This is a genomic window from Bacillus mexicanus, assembly GCF_050445615.1.
Classification (GTDB): domain Bacteria; phylum Bacillota; class Bacilli; order Bacillales; family Bacillaceae; genus Bacillus; species Bacillus mexicanus.
Window position 1 is genome coordinate 159,131 of record NZ_JBCEYV010000003.1, and the last position, 19,700, is coordinate 178,830.

The following is a 19,700-nucleotide window of genomic DNA, read 5'->3' on the forward strand; positions in this document are numbered from 1 at the left end:
TAATACTCGGGAAGGACAAAAAAAATGATGCAAAAGGAGATGAAAAAGTGAATTATAAAGTTGTTTTGAAATTCACGAATAATAAAGTGAAAGAAATAGAAAGTGTTGAATTACCAACATACGGAGAAGCAGAAGATGTTGCTATTAAAGGAAAAGAATTATATGGTGCGACAGATTATGAGATAAAAGAGATCGATAATTAAGCCATCAATTGAGTTTGTTATGTTTAACAAAACAAAATAATAGTTAGTAATACGTTAAAGACCTTGGTTTTCCAAGGTCGATTTTTTTATAAAACCTCAAAAAATCATCTAGATTCTATTTTTTTAAAAGATAAATCATCTATAATATCTAAGTTATTTAATACAGAGGTGATACTGTTTGGAGATTTTCGGTTTATCTATATTAGTTTTATTGAAATTGATATTAGTGGATATTGTATTAAGTGGTGATAATGCTGTGGTCATTGCAATGGCCTCAAGAAATGTACCGAAAGATCTTCAAAAGAAAGCAATCTTTTGGGGCACATCAGGCGCAATTGTTCTACGTTTAGTATTTGCCGCTCTCATCGTCACATTACTGGATTTACCCTTCATTCACTTTATCGGGGGAATTTTATTAGTTTGGATTGCAATAAATCTCCTTACAAACGGCGAAGGAGATCACAAAGAAGGCGGAATAACTGTTTGGTCAGCTGTTAAAACAATTATAATCGCAGATGCTATTATGAGCATAGATAATGTAGTCGCATTAGCCGGAGTTGCGCACGGCAATTTATTTGCTATCATTGTAGGCGTTTTAGTGAGCATTCCAATCATTGTTTTTTGCAGCCAATTGATTTTGAAAGCGATGGAGAAGTTCCCTATCATCTCTTATGTTGGTTCTGGAATCCTTGCTTGGACAGCTGGAGAAATGATCGTGTCAGAACCAAAATTAGACTCAGTTTTTCCGCACGATTTTCATTTTTTAATTCCGGCCGCTCTTACTGTTATTGCAATCGGGGTTGGCTATCTCATTTCTAAAATGAAACAAAGAAACAAGAAGCAAAACCATTAATTCTTAATGTTTTTCGAAGACTTCTATTCCAAATAGAGGTCTTTTTTGTAAGGATAAATTTATAAATATCAATAAGAAAGGGAGCCAAGAAAGTCAGCCCCCTAAGATATTTTTTTAATCTAGCCATAAAGTAGTCACATATCCAGTTGGACCACTCATCATTCTCAAATAAAATTCAGCTTTTTTGTTATCTCCGTCTACCCAACCGCCAATATCTCTAAAAATGACAGCCATACCTGGCTTAGGAATATTGAAATTCGTGCTCACAACATCGTCAAAGTTAGGATCATCTTCCCACAAGCTATAGTTACCAGTAATGTTTTTGCCGCCTTTAAACTCAATGTACAGGTCTCCCCCACCAGAGTATACGACACTGCTTTTACGTGTCCACTTTTCCTCTCCAATGAAATCCCATTCTCCGGATCCTGCCGGCTTAATAAACGGAATAGGTTTATCTAAATATTCGATTTTTACGTTCTTAGGTGTCGGATTATCTTCGCCATCGACTTCTAACGCCTTCGCAGGAGAGGAAAACAAACTCGTCCCTAATCCAAACAACAAACTGACAGATAAAGAAAGTGCCAAAATACTCTTTTTCACAAATATTTCCTCCTATGTAAATTGAAATTGAAAACGTGTTATAATGTGTTAAATTCCATTAAGGAGTGGTGAAGAATGAATAAAAGTGATATTAGAGTTATTGTTTTGACGCTTATTTGTTCAATTATTGCATCTGTGGTGTTTTTTACTGTTGGATCCATATTCAATCATTACAACCTGAAAACGAATGAGCCAGTAATTGAGTATTATGAAGGAGATACACCGAAGTATAACAAATGATGATCTTTACAGAGCAAGTTTCTTCTAATAAAACCATACCATTTGTTCTTTTTTTACGCAATCTGTTTTGGGACAATTTCCTAAAAAAGTTCATAAAATGGCAAATAATAAGGATCATTGTAACAGTTTAGAACAGGTAAACTTACCCGTTCTGTTTCTTCACAAAAAGAAGCAGAGATCATTCAGATCATCCGCTTCTTTTAAATTTTATGTTGAAATTTTTATAAATTTATTTATTTTGCTGATTTACTTTTTTTAAGTCTATAACCAATTTCTCATATGAAATAAACTTTATATTTTTCTTTATGAAATCCTCACAAAAAGCGTTCACCACCATATCCTTAACACCTTCCACAAATGTAATGTGACGAATATATTGATCCTTAAATCCTATGTAAGTAGCCTTGTGTTTTCCGTATCGCTGATATCTTATCCAATCAATAGCAAGGCCAGCTTCTTCTATAGCTTTTTTTAGTTCTTCCAAAGATAGATGTCGTTCTTTCTGTGTTTTTTTCTTTAATATTTTAAACATTAAACCAACCCCCTAAGAACACTTATTTATCTGCGTTTTATGAAATATTATTTTTTCAAAATTTCTTTAGTTTTACCTCCTCCTTTGCTTTTGCAAATAAAAAGTTACTCTATCACACTTCTAATTTAATATTAGGCCGAACACCTTTATCATACACTATTTCCCCAAAAACAAACATATATTCGGTTTTATGATCTTCCTCCCCCTCTTTATAAACAAAAAAAGAACAAGAAATGATCTTGTTCTTTTACCCGTAGTTTTCTTGTTTCTGTATCCCTAAATTAATAGCTGCAAAACGAGCTCTAGCTTCTATCGTTTCTTTATTGTCTCTTTCAATTAACTCAACTTTTTTATCATCTTTATCAATATGATCTAACGCAGAATGAGAAGTATGACTTGTACAGACAATAACAACATCAGCTGCTAAGTATTTCCCCTCAATTAATTTTAGATTTTCCTCATAAGGATTAAAAAGATCCACCTTCAAACCAATTTTAGCAAGATGATCTCGATAATCTGTCATATTTCTGGATCCAATCAATAAAACAGTGAAGTTAACCATTGGAGCTATTTCGCGAGTATCTTGATTCGTCTTTTTATTTTTTTTATGATAGTAACGTTTTTTATATCGGTATTCTCTAATATTAGTGATCTGATGGTCAATCGGATAGGTGTTAAAAACATTCGCTTGGTTGTTCTCATCTATTATTACCTTAACCGGCGCATCGTTTTCCAATGTTTCTGTTGTATTCTTAATTGGATATTTCTCATTATCTAAATTAATAAACCACCAAGAATCGTCCCTTTGAATTAGGTAGCCAAAATCAGTGTTTTCAAAAACTTCTTCGGGAATTTTCACACCATCTTCTTGCAAATTCTTTTTTCGATTTTTTGATGTGTAAAATTCTGCAACAATATTGCCAAGAGTTGTTGCATTTAATATGTTTAATTCATTCATACGATTTTTAATTATCTCTATCGCACTATTAAGAGATACCCCATCCTTCAGTTCATTGATTTTACTTTCCAATTCAGACATTTTACTTTTCAATTCAGATATTTTTCTTTCTTTGGCCATTAAATGTTTATTCAATCCGCGATTCGTATTTAAGTATTCTTCTCTTCTGATGTATTCTATGTTTTTATTTCTGCTTAATATGTTGTCATTATGCTTTTTTAAGTTAAAGTTTTTCTTTAAAAGTGATTTGTTATCCTTGCGCAAACTTTCAATTATTTTTATTAACTTTCTTTGATTTGGTGTGGTTTCTTGAGCTAAATTCAATTTTTGTTCTAACATATTTGTTTTTCTAGTCAATTCAATTTTTTGTTTGTTTTGAGAATCCTCTCTATTTTTATATGATATTAAATCTTTGTCCTTTTGAAATAAATCATTTTTTAGTTTGGTAACTTTTTTTTGAATTTCGACATTTTCAATCGTTTTGTCTTTAATTCGTTCTTCAAGTTTTTTGCTATGTTTCTCTAACTCTTTTATTTTTTTCTTCAAACTCTTAACAAGTTCACCGTCCCCCTCTTTTTCCGATGAATTTTTCTTAACAACTTCTTTATCCTTTTGTGCTTCAGCTTCTCTCTGTTTTTTTAATTTTTGGATCAATATTTCTTTTTTCTTTTCTTGTAAATTAATATTATCGAAAATTTTTTGTTCTCTTTTTCCAACGCTAATTCCGCCGTTTTTTCCTATTTTCCCCATTCAATCACCCTTCAAGAATAATATTTACATTTATGTAATCCAAATAGTTCAGGACTTCTCATTTCTCTTACTATAAAACAAGGATCGAAAAAGACTCAGCTTGTTGGCCAAGTCTAAATAAAATTATGGTTCTCTCCAGAACGAATTGCAGTCTATACAATAGTACCCATTATATGAACCAAGTTCTTGGTTTTCATCAACTAGTGTATCAATATGAATAATTTTTGCATTTTTCTTGTCATCGCAAGTACAGATACGTTTTTCTGACTCTTTCATACGCATTCCTCCTAACGTAATGTCAAATTATAAACTTATCTAACAATCTGTTCGTTTTTTATATCATTACTCCTTTATCACCAACAATAAAAGATTACTTTGTATTTTACACTCTCGTTTAAGAGTAAAAGTTATGTATCACCATTTTTATCCCAGGAATGAGAATAGCCCACGAAAGACAAAGTAACAAAAAACGTGTACCAATCTTTCTTTTATTAACCCACTTAAGCATTATAATGAACAAAATAAAGAACATTCCTGTATTCCATATCCAAAACGCTACAAGGCTACTCAGTGTTATTCTCCTCCTATCATCTATCAGTACTTTTATATAAGTTTCAATATTACTTAGCGGTATTCTGAGCCCCATTTCGATATTGTCTTTTCTCTTAAGTAATCATATAATCTCTTTTCTAATTCCTTTTGTAACTTTATCTGGCTAAGTTCATTTCCGTATTCTTCGATGCAGTCTACTTTCATCTCACCTTTTAATACATAATAGCTAAATGTTATTTGATCAAAGAACCTTGGTCTGTGGATTTCCCATAATTTTTCGTCTGAAGTGTTTCCTGAGCTCCTACAGCTTCTATCTATTACTAGCCATATATTTTGATTACCTTGATAGATAAATTCAGCGCAGCCACAACCTTCTTCTATAAAAAATCCCTTTTCTTTGATATCTCGAAAATTCTCTATAGATAACTCTTTTATCATTTTCTTTTACTCTCTCCTAACTCAGCTATCTTTTTATATTTTTCTTTCCTTATCCTAAATAATCCGTGGTTTATTCATTAACAAATCTATTCCATAAGATGCTTATCGGGAAATAAGCTATAAGCCCAACGAAAAATCCTGGAGCACTTCCTATCAATAAAACCCCAAATGATATAAGCGTTACAGCCATTGCCATATCAATAACAAAATTTAATTTCCGATGTTTTTTAAAATATTTACGCAAGCTTTTTTTCTTTTTTTTAATTCCTTCTGAAAACACATTCTCACCTGCTTCACTTTTAAATTGTTATGATCCCATTATCGTTTTTTAAATTGCTAGGAAAGAAAATTTCAACATTGTTTTAAGAGAATCCTCACAGTTTCGCAATAGTACAAATCTTAATTTACTTCATATTCTCTTCTTCATTGCTCCCTAGAAGTTCTGGATTATTTATTGATAGGTTTGTGCCGAAAAAGTTGCTAATCAGCACATAAACAAAAAATCCAATAAATGCTCCAGGTGTTCTTCCTGTTAGAAAAATACCTAATGATATAAGAGTTACCGCCATTACCATATCAATAAAAAAACTAAGTTTTCTATGCTGTTTAAAATATCTTCGTAAACTTTTAATTTTCTTCAAAGAATCACCTCTAATATGAAAAAAAGATACTGAATTCCCTTTTGCTATTTAAGAAATTTCACTCCCATATTCGATCTCTTTTAAATCGTTAGACAAAGCATATTTTAAATACTCAATAGGCTTTACTTCTTTAATATCGTACTCTAAATACTCGCATACATTGCACTTGTAGTGGGGAATATTATGTATTAATATCTCGGCCCCTTTTACAAAGTGCTTCACTGTCCCTACTACTGGTAACAGATTATCTTTGCAGCATTCGTTCAAGATATCACCCTCCTGATTTTCATTTGGAAATTAACTCCCTATTTACACTTATTCGGTTTATTACGAAAACCTTCATAGAACCAAAAAACGACCGGAATATACCGATCGTTTTTCAGGAAATAAAAATAGAAAAGAAGTTTCTTTGATATATAAATGTTACTGTTTCCGCAATAACCATTTATATAAACGCGGCTGAAGGGATTCGAACCCCCGACCGATCGCTTAGAAGGCGATTGCTCTATCCACTGAGCTACAACCGCACGTTAAAATGAATTTTACATTGGAATTATATTTACTTTCATTTTCTGTTTCAATAGTCTCACATATCTTTTTTAAAAAATCTATGTAAACGCTAATTGAAGATTCAGATCCAATTAGCCTTATTTTATTGAAAATAACACCCTATAAATCCTTAACCCTTTTTATACTCAAATCCAACCATCACGTTCATTTGCACAATACAAGGTATTTCGAACGGTTTGATTATTACAGAGGAGGGATTTGAACCCCCGACCTTCGGATAATGAGTCCGACGAGCTGACCAGACTGCTCCACTCTGTGATGTTAAAGATCCTGGATGTGACACGTTTTCCCTATTTAACGTGCGTCGGCATTACACCTTACAATATTTCGGAGTATCATCAGATAACAATAAACCGATAGGAATTTGTTAGAGGATAATAACACCTAGTCACCTTATAAAGCACTAAACGGCACCAGGACCAAAGTCAACCAAAGGACTTGAACCTTTCTCTACTACTCTATGTAAATAGAGGCTCCAATGGCTAATTAACATATTGGCTCCACAGGTAGGATTCGAACCTACGACCGATCGCTTAGAAGGCGATTGCTCTATCCACTGAGCTACTGCGGAAAAATAATTAAGCTATGATGTTAAGAGTAAGAGCAAAAGCGCACAGAGTAATTTATTTTTTAGTAAAAGTTATGTTTACCTTTATATCAAAGCGTCCGGCAATTCGTAAATAACGTGACCCGTAAATCGTTTAAACGTGATCCGTTTTTCCAGTACCTAACGTTATGTATTTTAGCTTTTTGAAGTAAGCGAATGATAAGATACGCTCTTATCGCGCGGCTCTCTAATACGCTTTTGCTCAGCCGGTTTTTACTCCGGCTATCAAGATAAAATAAATTTTATCCTCATAGCCAGATAAAAATATTATTCAGTTTTAAAAAACAGTAGAGAACAGAGTAAATAGTTTTTGATCAAAAATTGATCCCTCTCTTTACCAAAGCGTCCGGATAATCGTAAATCTCGTAAACCGTTAGTTGTAAATCGTTATCCGTTTAGCGCCATATCATCTAATGTCTGTCCTGTACAATAAAATAGAACAATTTGGATACGCTCCAAATTAAAGCGGTTCTCTACTTCCCTACTGTTTTTGCTGATTTTTACACCAGCTATCAAGATAAAATTACTTTTATCCTCATAGCTAGGTAAAACCTAGCCATCTTACAGATACTTATCTGCTGCTGCGAATTCAATTTCGTGATTATGGTTAGCCTTCTCAATAGCGTTAGAAAGACGGTTAGCCATACGTTCCATTTTCAATGCATTTTTTTGCATTATTTCCGGATCGAAATTTGCTTTTCGATAAGTTGGCGTGTCAGAATAATTGTTTACACGCTCTTGTTTTTTGGATCTACCATAAATCTTAAGTTTATTAGCTTCACCTCTAAGTTGTTGAGCAAGTTCAAGTGCTTCTGTGATAGAAAGTTCTTTTTCATCCCATACAACTTTTGCGTTTAGATTAGCTTCCACCACTAAGGTATTAAGGGTACGGTAGTCAAATCGTGCAGTATCAAGTTCATCTGTCACTTGATCAACTGTTTTTGTCGGTACATCAGTTTCTCCTTGTTGATCTTTTTCCCATTCAACGTATGCAACATTATCTCGTTCTTGAAGAAGTTCTTGGATGCGTCGGGAAATTGTGTTTTTTAAAGGTAGAGCTTCGAACAATGCGATTTTTGACATATGTGTATATCCCCTTTTTTTTATGTAATATTCTCTAATTAAATTGTGTTGGATCATTATATTTCTTTTTCAAAAAAATTTTCAATACTCTGACGAAAAATAATGATCTTCTTCCATAAAAAAACAAGAACTATATCTTTTTGATAGTCTCGCTTCTTAATGTTTAGATACTCCTCCTGTAGGATTCGAACCTACGACAAATCGGTTAACAGCCGATTGCTCTACCACTGAGCTAAGGAGGAAAATTGGCAGGAGTTGAGGGAATCGAACCCATCATCGGAAGTTTTGGAGACTTCTGTGTTACCATTACACTAAACTCCTATGAGAAAAATGGCGGTCCTGACGAGAATCGAACTCGCGATCTCCCGCGTGACAGGCGGGCGTGTTAACCGCTACACCACAGGACCATATGGCTCCTCCTGTAGGATTCGAACCTACGACAAATCGGTTAACAGCCGATTGCTCTACCACTGAGCTAAGGAGGAATGATAAGCTATATCCATTAGGCAAAGGTTAACCCCTTGCCGTCAAATGTAGGCCAGTCAGTAGTATTTTTAGAAAATGAATGCCAGTCAGTGCAATTTATTTTCTAGAATGGTATCAACCACTCCCTAATGGACATAGCTTTTATAATAACTGAAATATATATTTCTAATTATTTCCATTAGGCAAAGGCCTAATGACCTCTTACCTAGAGAAAAGAAATGATTAAGTATTATGGAACTTGGCTGCTCCCTAATGAAAATAATAATGACCCATACGGGACTCGAACCCGTGTTACTGCCGTGAAAGGGCAGTGTCTTAACCACTTGACCAATGGGCCTTATACAAATAAACTTTTTCAATTTTTGATTCGACAGGGACAATTGCCAACCCTCGAATATAATATATGGCGGAGAAGGCGGGATTCGAACCCGCGCACCGGAAACTCCGATCTAACGGTTTAGCAAACCGTCCTCTTTAGCCACTTGAGTACTTCCCCAATTTAAAAGCAATTTCAAATCTTCTTGTAATATGTAAATAACTAAAAATCAATTATGTTTTATTGATTTGATCCCCCACCGTATCAAATCGTGAGCTTAGTAAGCAAAACACCTCAATACTTATTGCTTCACACGGCTATGTTATCCATCTTAAATAACATCTCCTCGTCTCACCATATCCCCTTGAAACGAACATTTGAGGCACTATCCATTTCAAAACACTAATAATAGATCTTGATGCCAAACTTCTAACGGAGGAAGAGGGATTCGAACCCCCGCGAGCTTTGACACCCCTGTCGGTTTTCAAGACCGATCCCTTCAGCCAGACTTGGGTATTCCTCCACGTTATATGAAGCGGATTGCCGGAGTTGAACCGACCCTCCTAATGGCATATGTACACTATCCAAAAGGTATTCTTCATTGAACTATTCCGCATTATGGAGCGAGCGATGGGAATCGAACCCACACCAACAGCTTGGAAGGCTGATGTTCTACCGTTAAACTACGCCCGCTCGTTATATATGGTGCCAGCTGCAAGAATTGAACTCGCGACCCACTGATTACAAGTCAGTTGCTCTACCTACTGAGCTAAACTGGCATAATATATAGCGAATCTACTTGACTAGTATTTTCAATTCGCCTTTGCCGCCACTAGGAATCGAACCTAGGTTTACCAACTGTTCCAGACTTTGCCAAGTCATTCAGGATTACGGCGTTTTCCCACTAAACTACAGCGACATATAATTGGTGGACCCTGTAGGACTCGAACCTACGACCGGACGGTTATGAGCCGTCTACTCTAACCAGCTGAGCTAAGGGTCCAATTAGATAAGATCAATATTCATTGTTCTTTTGTTGAACATTTCTCTTATTTTAAATTTAAGTGCAGGTGACCAGACTTGAACTGGTACGGGAGATACCCCCCGCAGGATTTTAAGTCCTGTGCGTCTGCCGATTCCGCCACACCCGCGTAATAATAAGATGGATTATATGTATTAAAGTTAATTTTTCTAATCCCTTTTATTTTTTCAAAAAATAAAAATGGTGGGCCCTGTAGGACTCGAACCTACGACCGGACGGTTATGAGCCGTCTGCTCTAACCAGCTGAGCTAAGGGCCCGTTTGTTTTGATATTTGAATTATAATATTATTTATTTTTAAATTTCAACCTTTTTTTAAAAAAATAAATATTTTTTATAAAAAAATGATTTTTTCGATTTAATTTTTATCCGAAAATTCGTTTTAAGATTTTATTCAAAATGATCAAAAACTGGTTCCTTTCTTCTTAGTAATTTTTCATTTGCAATTCTCCTTTACCTGTTAGATTATATAGATATTTCCCCGAAACACTTATGTTTAGACGTTTTCATTACGATCAAGAGTTTCTATATAGTTATTTTTCAACTCTTCATAATCCTTTCAAACCTATCAGATATTATGGATCTTTATTTAAAAGAATTCACAAAGGCGCTTTTAAAAAAATATATTTTTCCAAAAAAATTATTTTCAATAAAATTTATATTGACCTTCTTTTTTTAAAAATATAAAATGATTCTAAACATAAATGAATATTAAATTACATAGCAAAAAGGAGAACATAATGATTACCCAGAAAGAAAAGCAAGTAATTGTAGAAAATGAAATCAAAGAAGTGATTGTTAATCAACAGGCTTTCACTCAAGAAAATGATTCCGAACACGGGAGATTAGATTGGGTACCTATCAATTTAGTGATCCCAAATCCTTTGAATCCTCGAAAAGATGATTCTATAAGAACAGAAGAAATGCAGAATATTATCCGCACAAGAGGCTGGGAAGAACCATTAACTGTTTATCAAAACGGAAAAATGTATGTCTTACTTTCAGGTCACAGAAGGCTTTATGCTGCAAAACAAGTCGGTGGAATAAAAAAAATTCCTGTTTACATTAAAGATAAGCCCCTTAACGATCTAGAAGAGAAGGAAAGACTTATAAGTTTACAAAGTGGTCGTGTGAATTGGACTCCTTTTGAGTGGGCAAAGTCAACTTATGATCGTTGGGTTGCTTGGGGTAAGCCACCTATTAACAAATTTGCTAAACAAATCAACTTAGGTCCGCAAGCGGTAAAACAATACATTAATGTATTGGATTATTTCCCTAGAACAGAAATTGAAGTCGATTTGCAAACCGGAGCTCTTAGTATGTCATCATTAAGCGCACTTGTAAGATGGATAAAAGAATTATCTAAACATAAACCAGAGTTCGTATCTTCTATGGGTGAAGAACTTATCCGAAAAATAATGTTAGAAAAACTTGTTAGTAAAAAGGTTACTCGTGAAGAATTAACAGATTTCCAATATACCGAATTAGCAAAAGAAGAAGATATTCAAAATTTCTTGATTGATAAAAATGCTTTGCTATCGACTCAATTAACTTATCTGGGTTTAAACAAGAAATTTAACAACTTCAAAGGACATTTAATCAGCATCGGAATGTATAAGAAAAGAATTCCGGAAATCACTCCGAAAAATGATCATCAGCGTGAACAAGCCATCAATGCATTGGAAGAATTAAATCAACTTGTTTCTAAACGGATCAAAGAACTTAAAATGGATCAATAACTCTTATATCCGCTTATTAAAAACACCAGAAATGGGTCTGGTGTTTTTGTTTGTCTTTCTAATCTTTTAGATTAAACTACTCGGAACTAAAGTACCGAGATTCCTGAGAACACCAGACTTAGCCAATCGGTTTTCCTTTGGCCATAGGTCTTAGTTATTTTATCAGGCTACACCGTTGTTTCCGCCGGCAATAAGTCTTAAACCTTCGTTTTTTATATTCATTGCAGCGTTGACATCACGATCGTGAGCACAGCCACAATTATTACAAGTCCAGGTCCTGATGTTAAGTGGTTTCGGTCCATCTTGATGGCCACAGTTGCTGCAAATCTGACTAGAAGGAAACCATCTATCAATTTTGACGAGGCTTTTCCCGTACCATTCAGCTTTGTATGTCAGCATTGAGACAAACTCCCTCCAAGAGACATCAGAAATAGCTTTAGACAACTTTCGGTTCTTTAACATACCTTCGGTATGTAAATCTTCGATCACGATCACGTCGTGGTTTTTGACGAGATCAGTAGATAATTTATGTAAGAAGTCTTGGCGTTGGTTTTTCACTTTCTCGTGAAGACGAGCTACTTTTATCTTTTGCTTCTGATAATTCTTAGCATCGATTAACTTGATGTTCTTCTTCTTAGCTAATAGTGCTCGATTCTGCTTTTTAAAGAAGCGAGTAAAACTATCACTTAAAAAACGAACAGAGCTCTGAAGCGCGGTAGAATCAATTTCCTTTAACCAAATGTATGTATTTTTCAACTGAGGCAATTGATTCGCGCAAGCTTTATAAGAAAGTCCTTTTCCGTTTTCTCATACGTTTGATTCTACTTGTGCAGAAAATGGTTAAAGAGAAAACGGCAAGAACCGAAGGTTTTATGTATTAAGATCTTTTGTTCTTTTGTGGGGTAGATTCGAAATTTGTAAGCACGGTGTCTGAGCAAGTTCTTCACCTCCATTCATTTGTTTTTTAGAAACAGATGTTCTGATTATAGCAAACGTTATTTCCTTTTCAAAGCAAAAGACCGTTCGGCATTCATCCCACGACTGAAGTCACGGGTGTTCTGCCGAACTATCATAAAAAATGTTTTTATAACTAGACATTAAAAAAAGCGGGAGGGAAAATCCCCTCTCGCTTTTATTTTTTAAAATTGTTATTAGAGAAATCGGATACAGACATATTCAAGTCACCTGTGTCTTTGTATTCGACCTTCACTTTATCTCCCACTTCTGTAAATAAAGCATATGGGAAGTCAGCTGACGATACCATAAAGATTTGATCATTGTTTTTCAACAATAAATAAACCACAATGCCGTCATCCGTACTTTCTTTATAAGTACGAACCACCTGCCCTTCCACTTTCATATTTTTCCCTGTAGAAGACGCTTTTCCAGCACCTGATTTTCTGCTTAATGCATTTTTATATTTCTTAAACGCCTCTTTTTGTGTATTACCACTAGCAAACGTTTTAGCGTTCGAAGCAGCGATCAAACTATAAGAACGGACAAGTCCCCCATCATCTACAACTGGTACCATCCAGGTTGCTTCCCCATAAATATTATAAAGAACCGGCATAGTACCTTTCCATTTTTCTTTCTTAAATGTGTTATCGACTACCTCTTGAGCTGCGGATCCATCCATAATTCCTTTGACCTTATCACCATCATAATAAGTCAATTTGCCTGTTTCAGCATCCACCAAAGAATATCCTAATGCTGAATCGACACCTTCTTTTGGTGAAGTAAAGTCAGAGAAGAATAACATTTTCCCATTCTTATCGAAGATAGGAGTCACGCCTTCTTTTGTTCCCCAATCAGTTGGTAACTTCACATCGGTTTTAGAAAACCAACTATTCCAGATGCCGTGAATTAACGTTCCGAACGTATCATTTAAATATCCAGCCGTTTCATAGTTGATCGTTGCATCCAAAAATTTTGGAGCATCTTTCATTTCGTATTTCTTTACATCGCCATTTTCCGGATCTACTACAACCACACCTTTTGGAACAAATCCCGAACGGCCACTAACAAAGTCACCGTAGGTTCTGGTATAGAAAGGCTTTCCTTCGTCATCTACTTCTAACTTTTCGTCACCTTTAAATATCAAGTTAGGCTCGGCATTACGAATAACACGATCCAAGTTATCACCAAAATACATACTAGGAATGTATTTCATTTTATGTTTTAAATGCAACTTTGCTTCTGCATCAGGATCCGTCCCAGACATTGTGACATACCCTGGTGAATATTCTGCTTTTCTCGCTTTAAAGTATCCCGAAATTTCAATAGGCGCTACATAAACCAGTTCCCCATTAATATTTTGCGGAGTCAACTCCCCTAGTTCGTAATAAGAAACTTTAGGAATATCTCCAAAAACTTTTTTCATTTTGTTTTTAGCTGTTTTAGGAGGAACAGAAAACGGAGTGTCCTTTTCCGTAAAAGGTTCTGAAATTTCTTTTGTTTCGCTATTAACTGATTCATACTTTTTCTCAGCCACTACCATATCGTTGATAAATCCAAAATAAACAAATGATAAAAACAGAAGTAAACTAGCTGTTAGTTTTCCAATTTTAATTGTTCGAGACTCTCCTTCTGCAAAGTACAAGGAAATGACAATAAATATTGCAGACAATAATGCATATCCAACCAACACGCCACTAATATTGTTATCCAACAGGAAGAAGTATTCAATTATTCCGGTCAAAATCCAAAATACGATAATCGGAACCAACGAAAATATTTTAAATGTGAATCCATCTGATCTTTCACTTACATAACTTTTCTTGCTTAATGGCAACATTAATAAAGATAAAATCAATAAAACGATAAACTTCAAATTTCCTTCACTCTCTTTCTATTATTTTTTCTTGATTAGTTTAAAACATTTTATATATATAGTGGAGAAAAAATAGATAAATTAAAACATTATTTTCTTAATGTTGTCTCCAACCAAAAAATAAGACCCGAATTAAATTCAGGCCTTTGATTTATTTCTGTGCATTTAAGGGAAATCTGAAGTGTAAATTATTTATCTTCGATTGCCCATTTGAGTTGATTAAATCTTGTTAATTCATCGCCGAGAAGTTATTTCCCTTTATGTTACTATTTCTATTTTTTGCACTTACTGAGTTCATTATAATTTTTCATAGTGTTATTAAACAACAACAAAATTTACGAAAACATCCTTTTGGAAAACACAAACAAAAAAACACGCCATCTCTTAACGCGTGCTAAATCATTATGTTGATTTTTTTATTTTAGAGAATTAAGAAGATCTATGATGATTTGTAACGCAAAAAATAAACTCTCAATATCACTAGCTTTCTGAGAAACTACAGGTCTCCCCTTCACCGCTTTATCAAAGACGTTTATATCAAAAGCGCCATCTCCTTTATAGTTAACCGCAATCGACCTGTTCCCAAACATTATATTCACAACTTCTTCTCCTATTACAAAGGTTTTTAAATCTATGTCCGGATAATTCTTTAACTTATTTAGAACGATCGTACCATTCTTTGCATTTATTTTTTCGCTCATATTTTCTCCGCCTTTATCAAATCGTCATAGTGTTATTATAGATTATTTCATTAATAAAGTGGAGTTGTATATTTTTTCATATCTTTCGTTTTTTGTATGAAATAATTAACTAAACTCTTCTTTACAACCATAACTGTTAATATTGGTATATAGACGTTTATTCACACTCTCAATTACCTAATGAATAAAACAAAAACATTACAATCTTGTCAAAAAAGTTTCAAAAAATCAACAACTAGGCACATTCGCCTATTAACTTCTAAAAATGAGATGTTATACTTTAACTCACAGATTTTTTAAATTGGTTATCAAAACATATATTGGATAAATTGTATCTGATGTTTGATTTAAGGAGAAAGACTATTGCGTAATAAAGATGCTACGATGTTTGCTAGTTCAAGCGATTATAACTTTGTTGAGTTCAGGAATGAAACTCAAAGAAATACAACATCAAACCCGGAGAATAATAGGGGAAATGAGATTAAAAAATTCTGTAATGAATTGAGGCGGCATAATATTAACTGCTCCACTCTCAAGCTTATACCAAAAAGCCAAAAGATAAAGGAAAATTTATTAGAAATCGCTAAATTTGTGGCTGTTATTCCCATCTTCATAGAAGATAAGCTATTCCCCATAGAGACACTAAAAAGACAGTTTCGTGTTTCAAAAAGATATCTTCTCAAACACAGATCATACATAATAGCTGTCGCTATTTTATTAAATGGCCCATATAAAGAGCTGAAAACATACTTTTTGGAGGCGATTCAGTAAATATGAGAAGAGGTATTGTCTTAGATAAATACAATGACCACGTAGCAGTAATGACACCCAACAGAGACTTTCTTAAAATCAAAAAAGACCCTCTTGTGTGTACGATTGGCGAAGAAATATGGTTTTGTGAAAGAGATATTATCTTATCTGGGATAAAAAGATTATTGAATAAGAATAACATTCAACAATTAGCCCTTCACACTTTTGCTATTTCTTTTATCATTGTGCTTTTTGTTTTTTCTGGTCTTATTACCTTCTTTTTAACGGGCGATCCAAAGAAGCTGAATGGTGATTTTCATAGTCATTCGAAACAGTCTATATCTGCAATAAACGAAAGCAAAAAGTCAGATCAAAAAGAATGTTGCTTCCACCAGGATTCCGAATTTTTACGAGATGTTTGTCATACGATCAAAAAATCTCATTCTTTTTATAAAGAAAGAATTAATCGTTAATGATAACTGTAATCTGATACTTTTTTCCTTAACGTATAGTTCCTTAATCAAGGTTAAAATCATTTGAAAATAAAAAATCACATCTAAGACAATTACTCCCCTTCTTTCATATTATTTAAAACAACCTTCTAATTCTGAGGTTGTTTTTTTATGTTTATGTTCCTCTTGACTCGTTTTTTACTCCATCATTCTTTTTTCTCAAATCTTGACCACTTGATATTTTTTGTTTTTTCTCTAATCATACTTTTTCAAATGATATAATTTGAAAAATCTCTAGGAGGACATTCAATGGAACAATTAAGCTTACAGATTTTTGATACGGACAAATTCAAAAAAAATAATACCTCAATTAAAGAAAGTATTAGCCTACTAACATTAAATCAATATGACATTTATTCAGTTTCCTTATCTGGCGGGAAAGACTCTGTTGCTTGCTTGTTGCACCTTTTAGAATTAGGAGTGGACAAGAGAAAGATAGAAATTGTCCATCAAAAAATTGACGGTGGCCCCACAGATGAAGAATTTATGGATTGGCCAGTTACAGAGTCTTATTGTGAAGCATTAGCTGAATACTTTAACATTCCCATTTTTCATCAGTGGAGAGAAGGAGGAATACTTGGCGAATTAATGAGAAAAGATTCTTTGACTAATGACGTGTGTTTTGAAGTTGCAAATGAAAAAGGCGAAAAAAGAATTATACGTTTAGAAACAACCAGAGGTAAAAAATCTACTCGATTAAAATTCCCCGCTATGTCAGCTAGTCTTCAATCCAGATGGTGTAGCAGCTCTGCTAAAATCGATCCTTATCGAAGAACGCTTAATAATGATCCTAAGTATTTGAATAAAAAGGTCTTAGTTATAACTGGTGAGCGCCGAGAAGAAAGTTCTAACCGATCTAAATACGCTGAAGCCGAATTTCATACCTGTAATAGCGGAAAAAAACTTGTTCATTCTTGGAGACCTATTATCGATTGGTCAGAGGAACAAGTTTGGGACATTATAAAACGGTGGAATATTCAGCCTCACCCTGCATATATGTTAGGTTGGAGTAGAACTAGCTGCTTTGGATGTATTTTCTCCTCCCCAGACCATTGGGCGATGATGCGACATATTTCAGATGAGCGGTTCAATAAACTGGCAGCTAAAGAAACAGAGATCAATCATACAATCCACAATGGAATGACACTACCCGAAAAAGCCGATAAAGGAACTCTTGATTTGCTACCGACTGGAGAAGAATTAAAGTTTTGGAAAGAAAAAGCGCTAAACAAAAACTTTACTGTTGATGATATTGTAACTGACAACTGGACACTGCCAAGAGGTGCGTTTAGGGGGTGTTCCGGAGGTCCGGTTTAATTTAAATATATAACGAAAAAAGCAGATGTTATTCTGCTTTTTATATATAAAAATATATTAAAACTGCAACTCATTAATAGTGATTATTAATTAGCTTCTCCTTTTGTCTGGAGATTGGCTACGATTGGTTTACCGTTTTCTTTATAACCTACCTCCAAACCCATTATAAACCCTTCTATATAAGCAAATTTCCGTGCATCCTCTGCATCCTTTTACTTTTAGCTTCTTCCAACTCTCGGGCAGAAATTCTTTCTTGTCATTTATAATTAACTCTCGCTTCTTTTTTGTCTAAACCATTTGCCAACAGTTAACCCTTCAGGTCTCTCTTCCCATTCTGATTCGAGCAACTCTCCTCGGTCTCCATATCGAAGTGACAATTCAGAGTCTTCATCTTCTTCACTTTCATCTTTTTCGAACAGTTGACATAAGCCTTTTTCCAATAGATCGGAAAGCTTTAGGCCCGCTTCTTCGAATTCGTATTCTTTGTAAATCTCGAATCGCCAAAATATTTCCCCTTGGCTTCTAATAGTATCCATCATAGTATAATAAGGCTTATCCTCGTTCTGCTCATCCAGTTGTTTTAAATGTTCCTCGCATTCTTCACGACTAAGTTTTTCAGCTTCCGCCAATTCCTCGTCTGCCAACTGAGATACTTCCCTATTCTTAGGTGTTTCTAAGTGCTTCATTGAGTAACCCCCCCTTTTCTTAATATAAATGAATCCCCTCAGATAAAATCCCAAACGTGTCTAGCAGCGTTTGTTTATTGATGATAACACCTATTACTGAATAAAAAAAGGAATAAACGGGGATATTTTTAATAAAATATAAACAAAAAAAAGCACAAATTTATGTGCAAATTTATGTGCACAATATTTACACTTTTAACGTTTTTGAATAAAATAATGAGTATAATGGGAGGTGTAAGTAATGAAAAAGAAAGGAGAAAAAATTATGCCTACAAAAGAGCTGACAAAAGAAGAAATTTTTCCAGCTAACAACTTCCGGACTATTTCTCAAAAATCGTTAATCGAAAAGGCAAAACAGGTTGAAAAGTTAGGTATTTTCTCTAACAATGATCTTTCGCTAGTATTGATGGATTGGGGAAAGTATGAATCCATAATAGACTTAGTTGAAGAAAAACAAAAACTAGTCGAAGAACAACAAAAACAAATCGAACGCTACGAAAGTATGCTCGAAGATCTTTCTTTAGCAAAAGATCTCGAACAGCGCGTATTGGATGTTGAAGAAGGAAGAACGAAGACCTATAAAGTCAATGATGCAAACGACATTATGAAGTTGCTAGAAAACAGGGGGTAAACTTTTGAAGAAGGAGCCGAAGTATCAACCGATAATCACGGAATCATTTTTAGAAGATATAGAGTTGATCAAACAAGAAAAGTTAGTTGACCCCAATGATTGGGGTCTTTTTACTGAGCAGATTAACAAAGAAATGAAAAACCTAGATAGAAATTGGAAAAGCGAGAGTAGAAAAACTAATTTTCCTCCCTTATCTACATACGGTTATAGAAAGCGTTACTTACAATCTATTCCTCCTCATATAAAAGAAAAAAGAGGATGGGAATCAGTGAAAGCAGATTTTCGCATCATTTTCAATGTTTATGAAGAGAGAAAGGAAATTCTGTATTTTGCTATCGGGAAGAGAATAAAGGTGTTGCCAAAACATCCTTTAGATATTTATTCCTTGATAAAGGGAAGAACTTTGACCGAAGAGAACATTAAAGTCTAAAAAGAGAAGATTTTACTCTTCTCTTTTAAAATGCTCTATGTAATTACAATCTCTTGTTCTCTAAAACAATAATCAATCGATTGTTTATCTCTTTTATAATCTAAAATCGTTCCTTCAGTTTCGACCAATCTTATTTCCCTATTTCTAAAATATTTAAAAATAGAGATTAGAGCGGGATAATTCCTAACCGCTCTAATCTCTTTGTTCCAATCAGAAAGTTTATTCACTCAACCTC

The 19,700-nt window shown here is 34.2% G+C and carries 22 protein-coding genes, 16 tRNA genes and 1 pseudogene; 9 read left to right on the forward strand and 30 right to left on the reverse strand.

Going from position 1 to position 19,700, the window contains the following annotated elements; genetic code table 11:
• Positions 1–47: 47 nt before the first annotated feature.
• Complete coding sequence (locus AAGG74_RS15550) at positions 48–203, forward strand: hypothetical protein (RefSeq protein ID WP_429676130.1); 156 nt, start codon at positions 48–50, stop codon at positions 201–203.
• 178 nt (positions 204–381) lie between these two features.
• The gene (locus AAGG74_RS15555; protein WP_429676131.1) at positions 382–1,056 is read left to right on the forward strand and encodes a TerC family protein; all 675 of its coding nucleotides are present in this window, start codon (positions 382–384) and stop codon (positions 1,054–1,056) included.
• Positions 1,057–1,170: 114 nt separating this feature from the next.
• Here the strand turns inward: AAGG74_RS15555 and AAGG74_RS15560 are convergent, their stop codons facing one another.
• Entirely contained in the window at positions 1,171–1,656 is a 486-nt protein-coding gene (locus tag AAGG74_RS15560) for a hypothetical protein (protein WP_429676132.1), read from the reverse strand.
• Between the two features lie 75 nt (positions 1,657–1,731).
• Here AAGG74_RS15560 and AAGG74_RS15565 point away from each other — a divergent pair, with 75 nt between their 5' ends.
• Positions 1,732–1,896: a hypothetical protein gene (locus tag AAGG74_RS15565; RefSeq protein ID WP_429676133.1), complete on the forward strand. Its 165-nt coding sequence runs from the start codon at positions 1,732–1,734 to the stop codon at positions 1,894–1,896.
• A gap of 229 nt (positions 1,897–2,125) precedes the next feature.
• On the opposite strand, the gene AAGG74_RS15570 is transcribed toward AAGG74_RS15565, so the two are convergent.
• From AAGG74_RS15570 to AAGG74_RS15685, 24 genes are all read right to left on the reverse strand, one after another.
• Positions 2,126–2,428, reverse strand: coding sequence for a hypothetical protein (locus AAGG74_RS15570; RefSeq protein WP_429676134.1), 303 nt, complete (start codon positions 2,426–2,428; stop codon positions 2,126–2,128).
• 247 nt (positions 2,429–2,675) lie between these two features.
• The gene (locus AAGG74_RS15575) at positions 2,676–4,136 is read right to left on the reverse strand and encodes a hypothetical protein (RefSeq protein WP_429676135.1); all 1,461 of its coding nucleotides are present in this window, start codon (positions 4,134–4,136) and stop codon (positions 2,676–2,678) included.
• Between the two features lie 123 nt (positions 4,137–4,259).
• Complete coding sequence (locus AAGG74_RS15580) at positions 4,260–4,412, reverse strand: hypothetical protein (RefSeq protein ID WP_429676136.1); 153 nt, start codon at positions 4,410–4,412, stop codon at positions 4,260–4,262.
• 348 nt (positions 4,413–4,760) lie between these two features.
• Positions 4,761–5,126 (reverse strand): hypothetical protein, encoded by a 366-nt coding sequence (locus AAGG74_RS15585; protein ID WP_429676137.1) that lies wholly within the window; start codon positions 5,124–5,126, stop codon positions 4,761–4,763.
• A gap of 70 nt (positions 5,127–5,196) precedes the next feature.
• The gene (locus AAGG74_RS15590) at positions 5,197–5,406 is read right to left on the reverse strand and encodes a hypothetical protein (protein WP_429676138.1); all 210 of its coding nucleotides are present in this window, start codon (positions 5,404–5,406) and stop codon (positions 5,197–5,199) included.
• A gap of 124 nt (positions 5,407–5,530) precedes the next feature.
• Complete coding sequence (locus tag AAGG74_RS15595) at positions 5,531–5,767, reverse strand: hypothetical protein (protein ID WP_429676139.1); 237 nt, start codon at positions 5,765–5,767, stop codon at positions 5,531–5,533.
• Between the two features lie 48 nt (positions 5,768–5,815).
• Positions 5,816–6,034, reverse strand: a complete 219-nt coding sequence (locus AAGG74_RS15600) for a hypothetical protein (protein ID WP_429676140.1) — start codon at positions 6,032–6,034, stop codon at positions 5,816–5,818.
• A gap of 187 nt (positions 6,035–6,221) precedes the next feature.
• Positions 6,222–6,294, reverse strand: a tRNA-Arg gene (locus AAGG74_RS15605).
• 226 nt (positions 6,295–6,520) lie between these two features.
• Positions 6,521–6,595, reverse strand: a tRNA-Met gene (locus tag AAGG74_RS15610).
• A gap of 237 nt (positions 6,596–6,832) precedes the next feature.
• Positions 6,833–6,908: transfer RNA gene (locus AAGG74_RS15615), tRNA-Arg, on the reverse strand.
• 597 nt (positions 6,909–7,505) lie between these two features.
• Entirely contained in the window at positions 7,506–8,027 is a 522-nt protein-coding gene (locus AAGG74_RS15620; protein ID WP_429676141.1) for a hypothetical protein, read from the reverse strand.
• Between the two features lie 170 nt (positions 8,028–8,197).
• Positions 8,198–8,269, reverse strand: a tRNA-Asn gene (locus tag AAGG74_RS15625).
• Positions 8,270–8,273: 4 nt separating this feature from the next.
• A tRNA-Trp gene (locus AAGG74_RS15630) sits at positions 8,274–8,348 on the reverse strand.
• 10 nt (positions 8,349–8,358) lie between these two features.
• Positions 8,359–8,434 (reverse strand) — tRNA-Asp (locus tag AAGG74_RS15635).
• A 3-nt stretch (positions 8,435–8,437) separates the two neighbouring features.
• Positions 8,438–8,512: transfer RNA gene (locus AAGG74_RS15640), tRNA-Asn, on the reverse strand.
• A gap of 266 nt (positions 8,513–8,778) precedes the next feature.
• Positions 8,779–8,850, reverse strand: a tRNA-Glu gene (locus tag AAGG74_RS15645).
• A gap of 67 nt (positions 8,851–8,917) precedes the next feature.
• Positions 8,918–9,009 (reverse strand) — tRNA-Ser (locus AAGG74_RS15650).
• Positions 9,010–9,262: 253 nt separating this feature from the next.
• Positions 9,263–9,352 (reverse strand) — tRNA-Ser (locus AAGG74_RS15655).
• A gap of 96 nt (positions 9,353–9,448) precedes the next feature.
• Positions 9,449–9,522 (reverse strand) — tRNA-Gly (locus tag AAGG74_RS15660).
• A 10-nt stretch (positions 9,523–9,532) separates the two neighbouring features.
• Positions 9,533–9,608, reverse strand: a tRNA-Thr gene (locus AAGG74_RS15665).
• A 45-nt stretch (positions 9,609–9,653) separates the two neighbouring features.
• Positions 9,654–9,748 (reverse strand) — tRNA-OTHER (locus tag AAGG74_RS15670).
• Positions 9,749–9,755: 7 nt separating this feature from the next.
• Positions 9,756–9,832: transfer RNA gene (locus AAGG74_RS15675), tRNA-Ile, on the reverse strand.
• Positions 9,833–9,894: 62 nt separating this feature from the next.
• A tRNA-Leu gene (locus tag AAGG74_RS15680) sits at positions 9,895–9,980 on the reverse strand.
• Between the two features lie 72 nt (positions 9,981–10,052).
• Positions 10,053–10,129 (reverse strand) — tRNA-Ile (locus tag AAGG74_RS15685).
• A 480-nt stretch (positions 10,130–10,609) separates the two neighbouring features.
• Here AAGG74_RS15685 and AAGG74_RS15690 point away from each other — a divergent pair.
• The gene (locus AAGG74_RS15690; RefSeq protein WP_429676142.1) at positions 10,610–11,608 is read left to right on the forward strand and encodes a ParB/RepB/Spo0J family partition protein; all 999 of its coding nucleotides are present in this window, start codon (positions 10,610–10,612) and stop codon (positions 11,606–11,608) included.
• A gap of 162 nt (positions 11,609–11,770) precedes the next feature.
• Here AAGG74_RS15690 and AAGG74_RS15695 read toward each other — a convergent pair.
• From AAGG74_RS15695 to AAGG74_RS15705, 3 genes and pseudogenes are all read right to left on the reverse strand, one after another.
• Positions 11,771–12,546: pseudogene (locus tag AAGG74_RS15695) on the reverse strand (RNA-guided endonuclease TnpB family protein).
• Positions 12,547–12,740: 194 nt separating this feature from the next.
• Positions 12,741–14,438: a DUF3981 domain-containing protein gene (locus tag AAGG74_RS15700; RefSeq protein WP_429676143.1), complete on the reverse strand. Its 1,698-nt coding sequence runs from the start codon at positions 14,436–14,438 to the stop codon at positions 12,741–12,743.
• Positions 14,439–14,854: 416 nt separating this feature from the next.
• The gene (locus tag AAGG74_RS15705; protein ID WP_429676144.1) at positions 14,855–15,139 is read right to left on the reverse strand and encodes a hypothetical protein; all 285 of its coding nucleotides are present in this window, start codon (positions 15,137–15,139) and stop codon (positions 14,855–14,857) included.
• 363 nt (positions 15,140–15,502) lie between these two features.
• Between AAGG74_RS15705 and AAGG74_RS15710 the strand changes: the two genes are divergently transcribed.
• The 3 genes from AAGG74_RS15710 (at position 15,503) to AAGG74_RS15720 (ending at position 17,718) form a co-directional block, all read left to right on the forward strand.
• Positions 15,503–15,910, forward strand: coding sequence for a hypothetical protein (locus tag AAGG74_RS15710; protein WP_429676145.1), 408 nt, complete (start codon positions 15,503–15,505; stop codon positions 15,908–15,910).
• A gap of 2 nt (positions 15,911–15,912) precedes the next feature.
• Entirely contained in the window at positions 15,913–16,362 is a 450-nt protein-coding gene (locus AAGG74_RS15715) for an anti-sigma factor domain-containing protein (protein WP_429676146.1), read from the forward strand.
• Positions 16,363–16,650: 288 nt separating this feature from the next.
• Positions 16,651–17,718, forward strand: a complete 1,068-nt coding sequence (locus AAGG74_RS15720) for a phosphoadenosine phosphosulfate reductase domain-containing protein (RefSeq protein ID WP_429676147.1) — start codon at positions 16,651–16,653, stop codon at positions 17,716–17,718.
• Positions 17,719–17,984: 266 nt separating this feature from the next.
• On the opposite strand, the gene AAGG74_RS15725 is transcribed toward AAGG74_RS15720, so the two are convergent.
• Positions 17,985–18,404 carry a hypothetical protein gene (locus tag AAGG74_RS15725; protein ID WP_429676148.1) on the reverse strand — a complete coding sequence of 140 codons (420 nt, stop codon included), beginning with the start codon at positions 18,402–18,404 and terminating at the stop codon, positions 17,985–17,987.
• 241 nt (positions 18,405–18,645) lie between these two features.
• Between AAGG74_RS15725 and AAGG74_RS15730 the strand changes: the two genes are divergently transcribed.
• Together AAGG74_RS15730 and AAGG74_RS15735 are read left to right on the forward strand one after the other, a co-directional pair.
• A complete protein-coding gene (locus AAGG74_RS15730; RefSeq protein ID WP_429676149.1) occupies positions 18,646–19,035 on the forward strand; it encodes a hypothetical protein in 390 nt (129 codons plus the stop codon).
• Between the two features lie 4 nt (positions 19,036–19,039).
• The gene (locus tag AAGG74_RS15735) at positions 19,040–19,465 is read left to right on the forward strand and encodes a hypothetical protein (RefSeq protein ID WP_429676150.1); all 426 of its coding nucleotides are present in this window, start codon (positions 19,040–19,042) and stop codon (positions 19,463–19,465) included.
• A gap of 35 nt (positions 19,466–19,500) precedes the next feature.
• On the opposite strand, the gene AAGG74_RS15740 is transcribed toward AAGG74_RS15735, so the two are convergent.
• Complete coding sequence (locus tag AAGG74_RS15740; RefSeq protein ID WP_429676151.1) at positions 19,501–19,692, reverse strand: hypothetical protein; 192 nt, start codon at positions 19,690–19,692, stop codon at positions 19,501–19,503.
• Positions 19,693–19,700 lie beyond the last annotated feature (8 nt).

Coding starts and splice junctions, on each gene's coding strand:
- AAGG74_RS15565 (WP_429676133.1), top strand. CDS start 1,732: ATGAATAAAAGTGATATTAGAGTTATTGTTTTGACGCTTATTTGTTCA.
- AAGG74_RS15570 (WP_429676134.1), bottom strand. CDS start 2,428: ATGTTTAAAATATTAAAGAAAAAAACACAGAAAGAACGACATCTATCT.
- AAGG74_RS15575 (WP_429676135.1), bottom strand. CDS start 4,136: ATGGGGAAAATAGGAAAAAACGGCGGAATTAGCGTTGGAAAAAGAGAA.
- AAGG74_RS15580 (WP_429676136.1), bottom strand. CDS start 4,412: ATGAAAGAGTCAGAAAAACGTATCTGTACTTGCGATGACAAGAAAAAT.
- AAGG74_RS15585 (WP_429676137.1), bottom strand. CDS start 5,126: ATGATAAAAGAGTTATCTATAGAGAATTTTCGAGATATCAAAGAAAAG.
- AAGG74_RS15620 (WP_429676141.1), bottom strand. CDS start 8,027: ATGTCAAAAATCGCATTGTTCGAAGCTCTACCTTTAAAAAACACAATT.
- AAGG74_RS15690 (WP_429676142.1), top strand. CDS start 10,610: ATGATTACCCAGAAAGAAAAGCAAGTAATTGTAGAAAATGAAATCAAA.
- AAGG74_RS15705 (WP_429676144.1), bottom strand. CDS start 15,139: ATGAGCGAAAAAATAAATGCAAAGAATGGTACGATCGTTCTAAATAAG.
- AAGG74_RS15715 (WP_429676146.1), top strand. CDS start 15,913: ATGAGAAGAGGTATTGTCTTAGATAAATACAATGACCACGTAGCAGTA.
- AAGG74_RS15720 (WP_429676147.1), top strand. CDS start 16,651: ATGGAACAATTAAGCTTACAGATTTTTGATACGGACAAATTCAAAAAA.
- AAGG74_RS15725 (WP_429676148.1), bottom strand. CDS start 18,404: ATGAAGCACTTAGAAACACCTAAGAATAGGGAAGTATCTCAGTTGGCA.
- AAGG74_RS15730 (WP_429676149.1), top strand. CDS start 18,646: ATGAAAAAGAAAGGAGAAAAAATTATGCCTACAAAAGAGCTGACAAAA.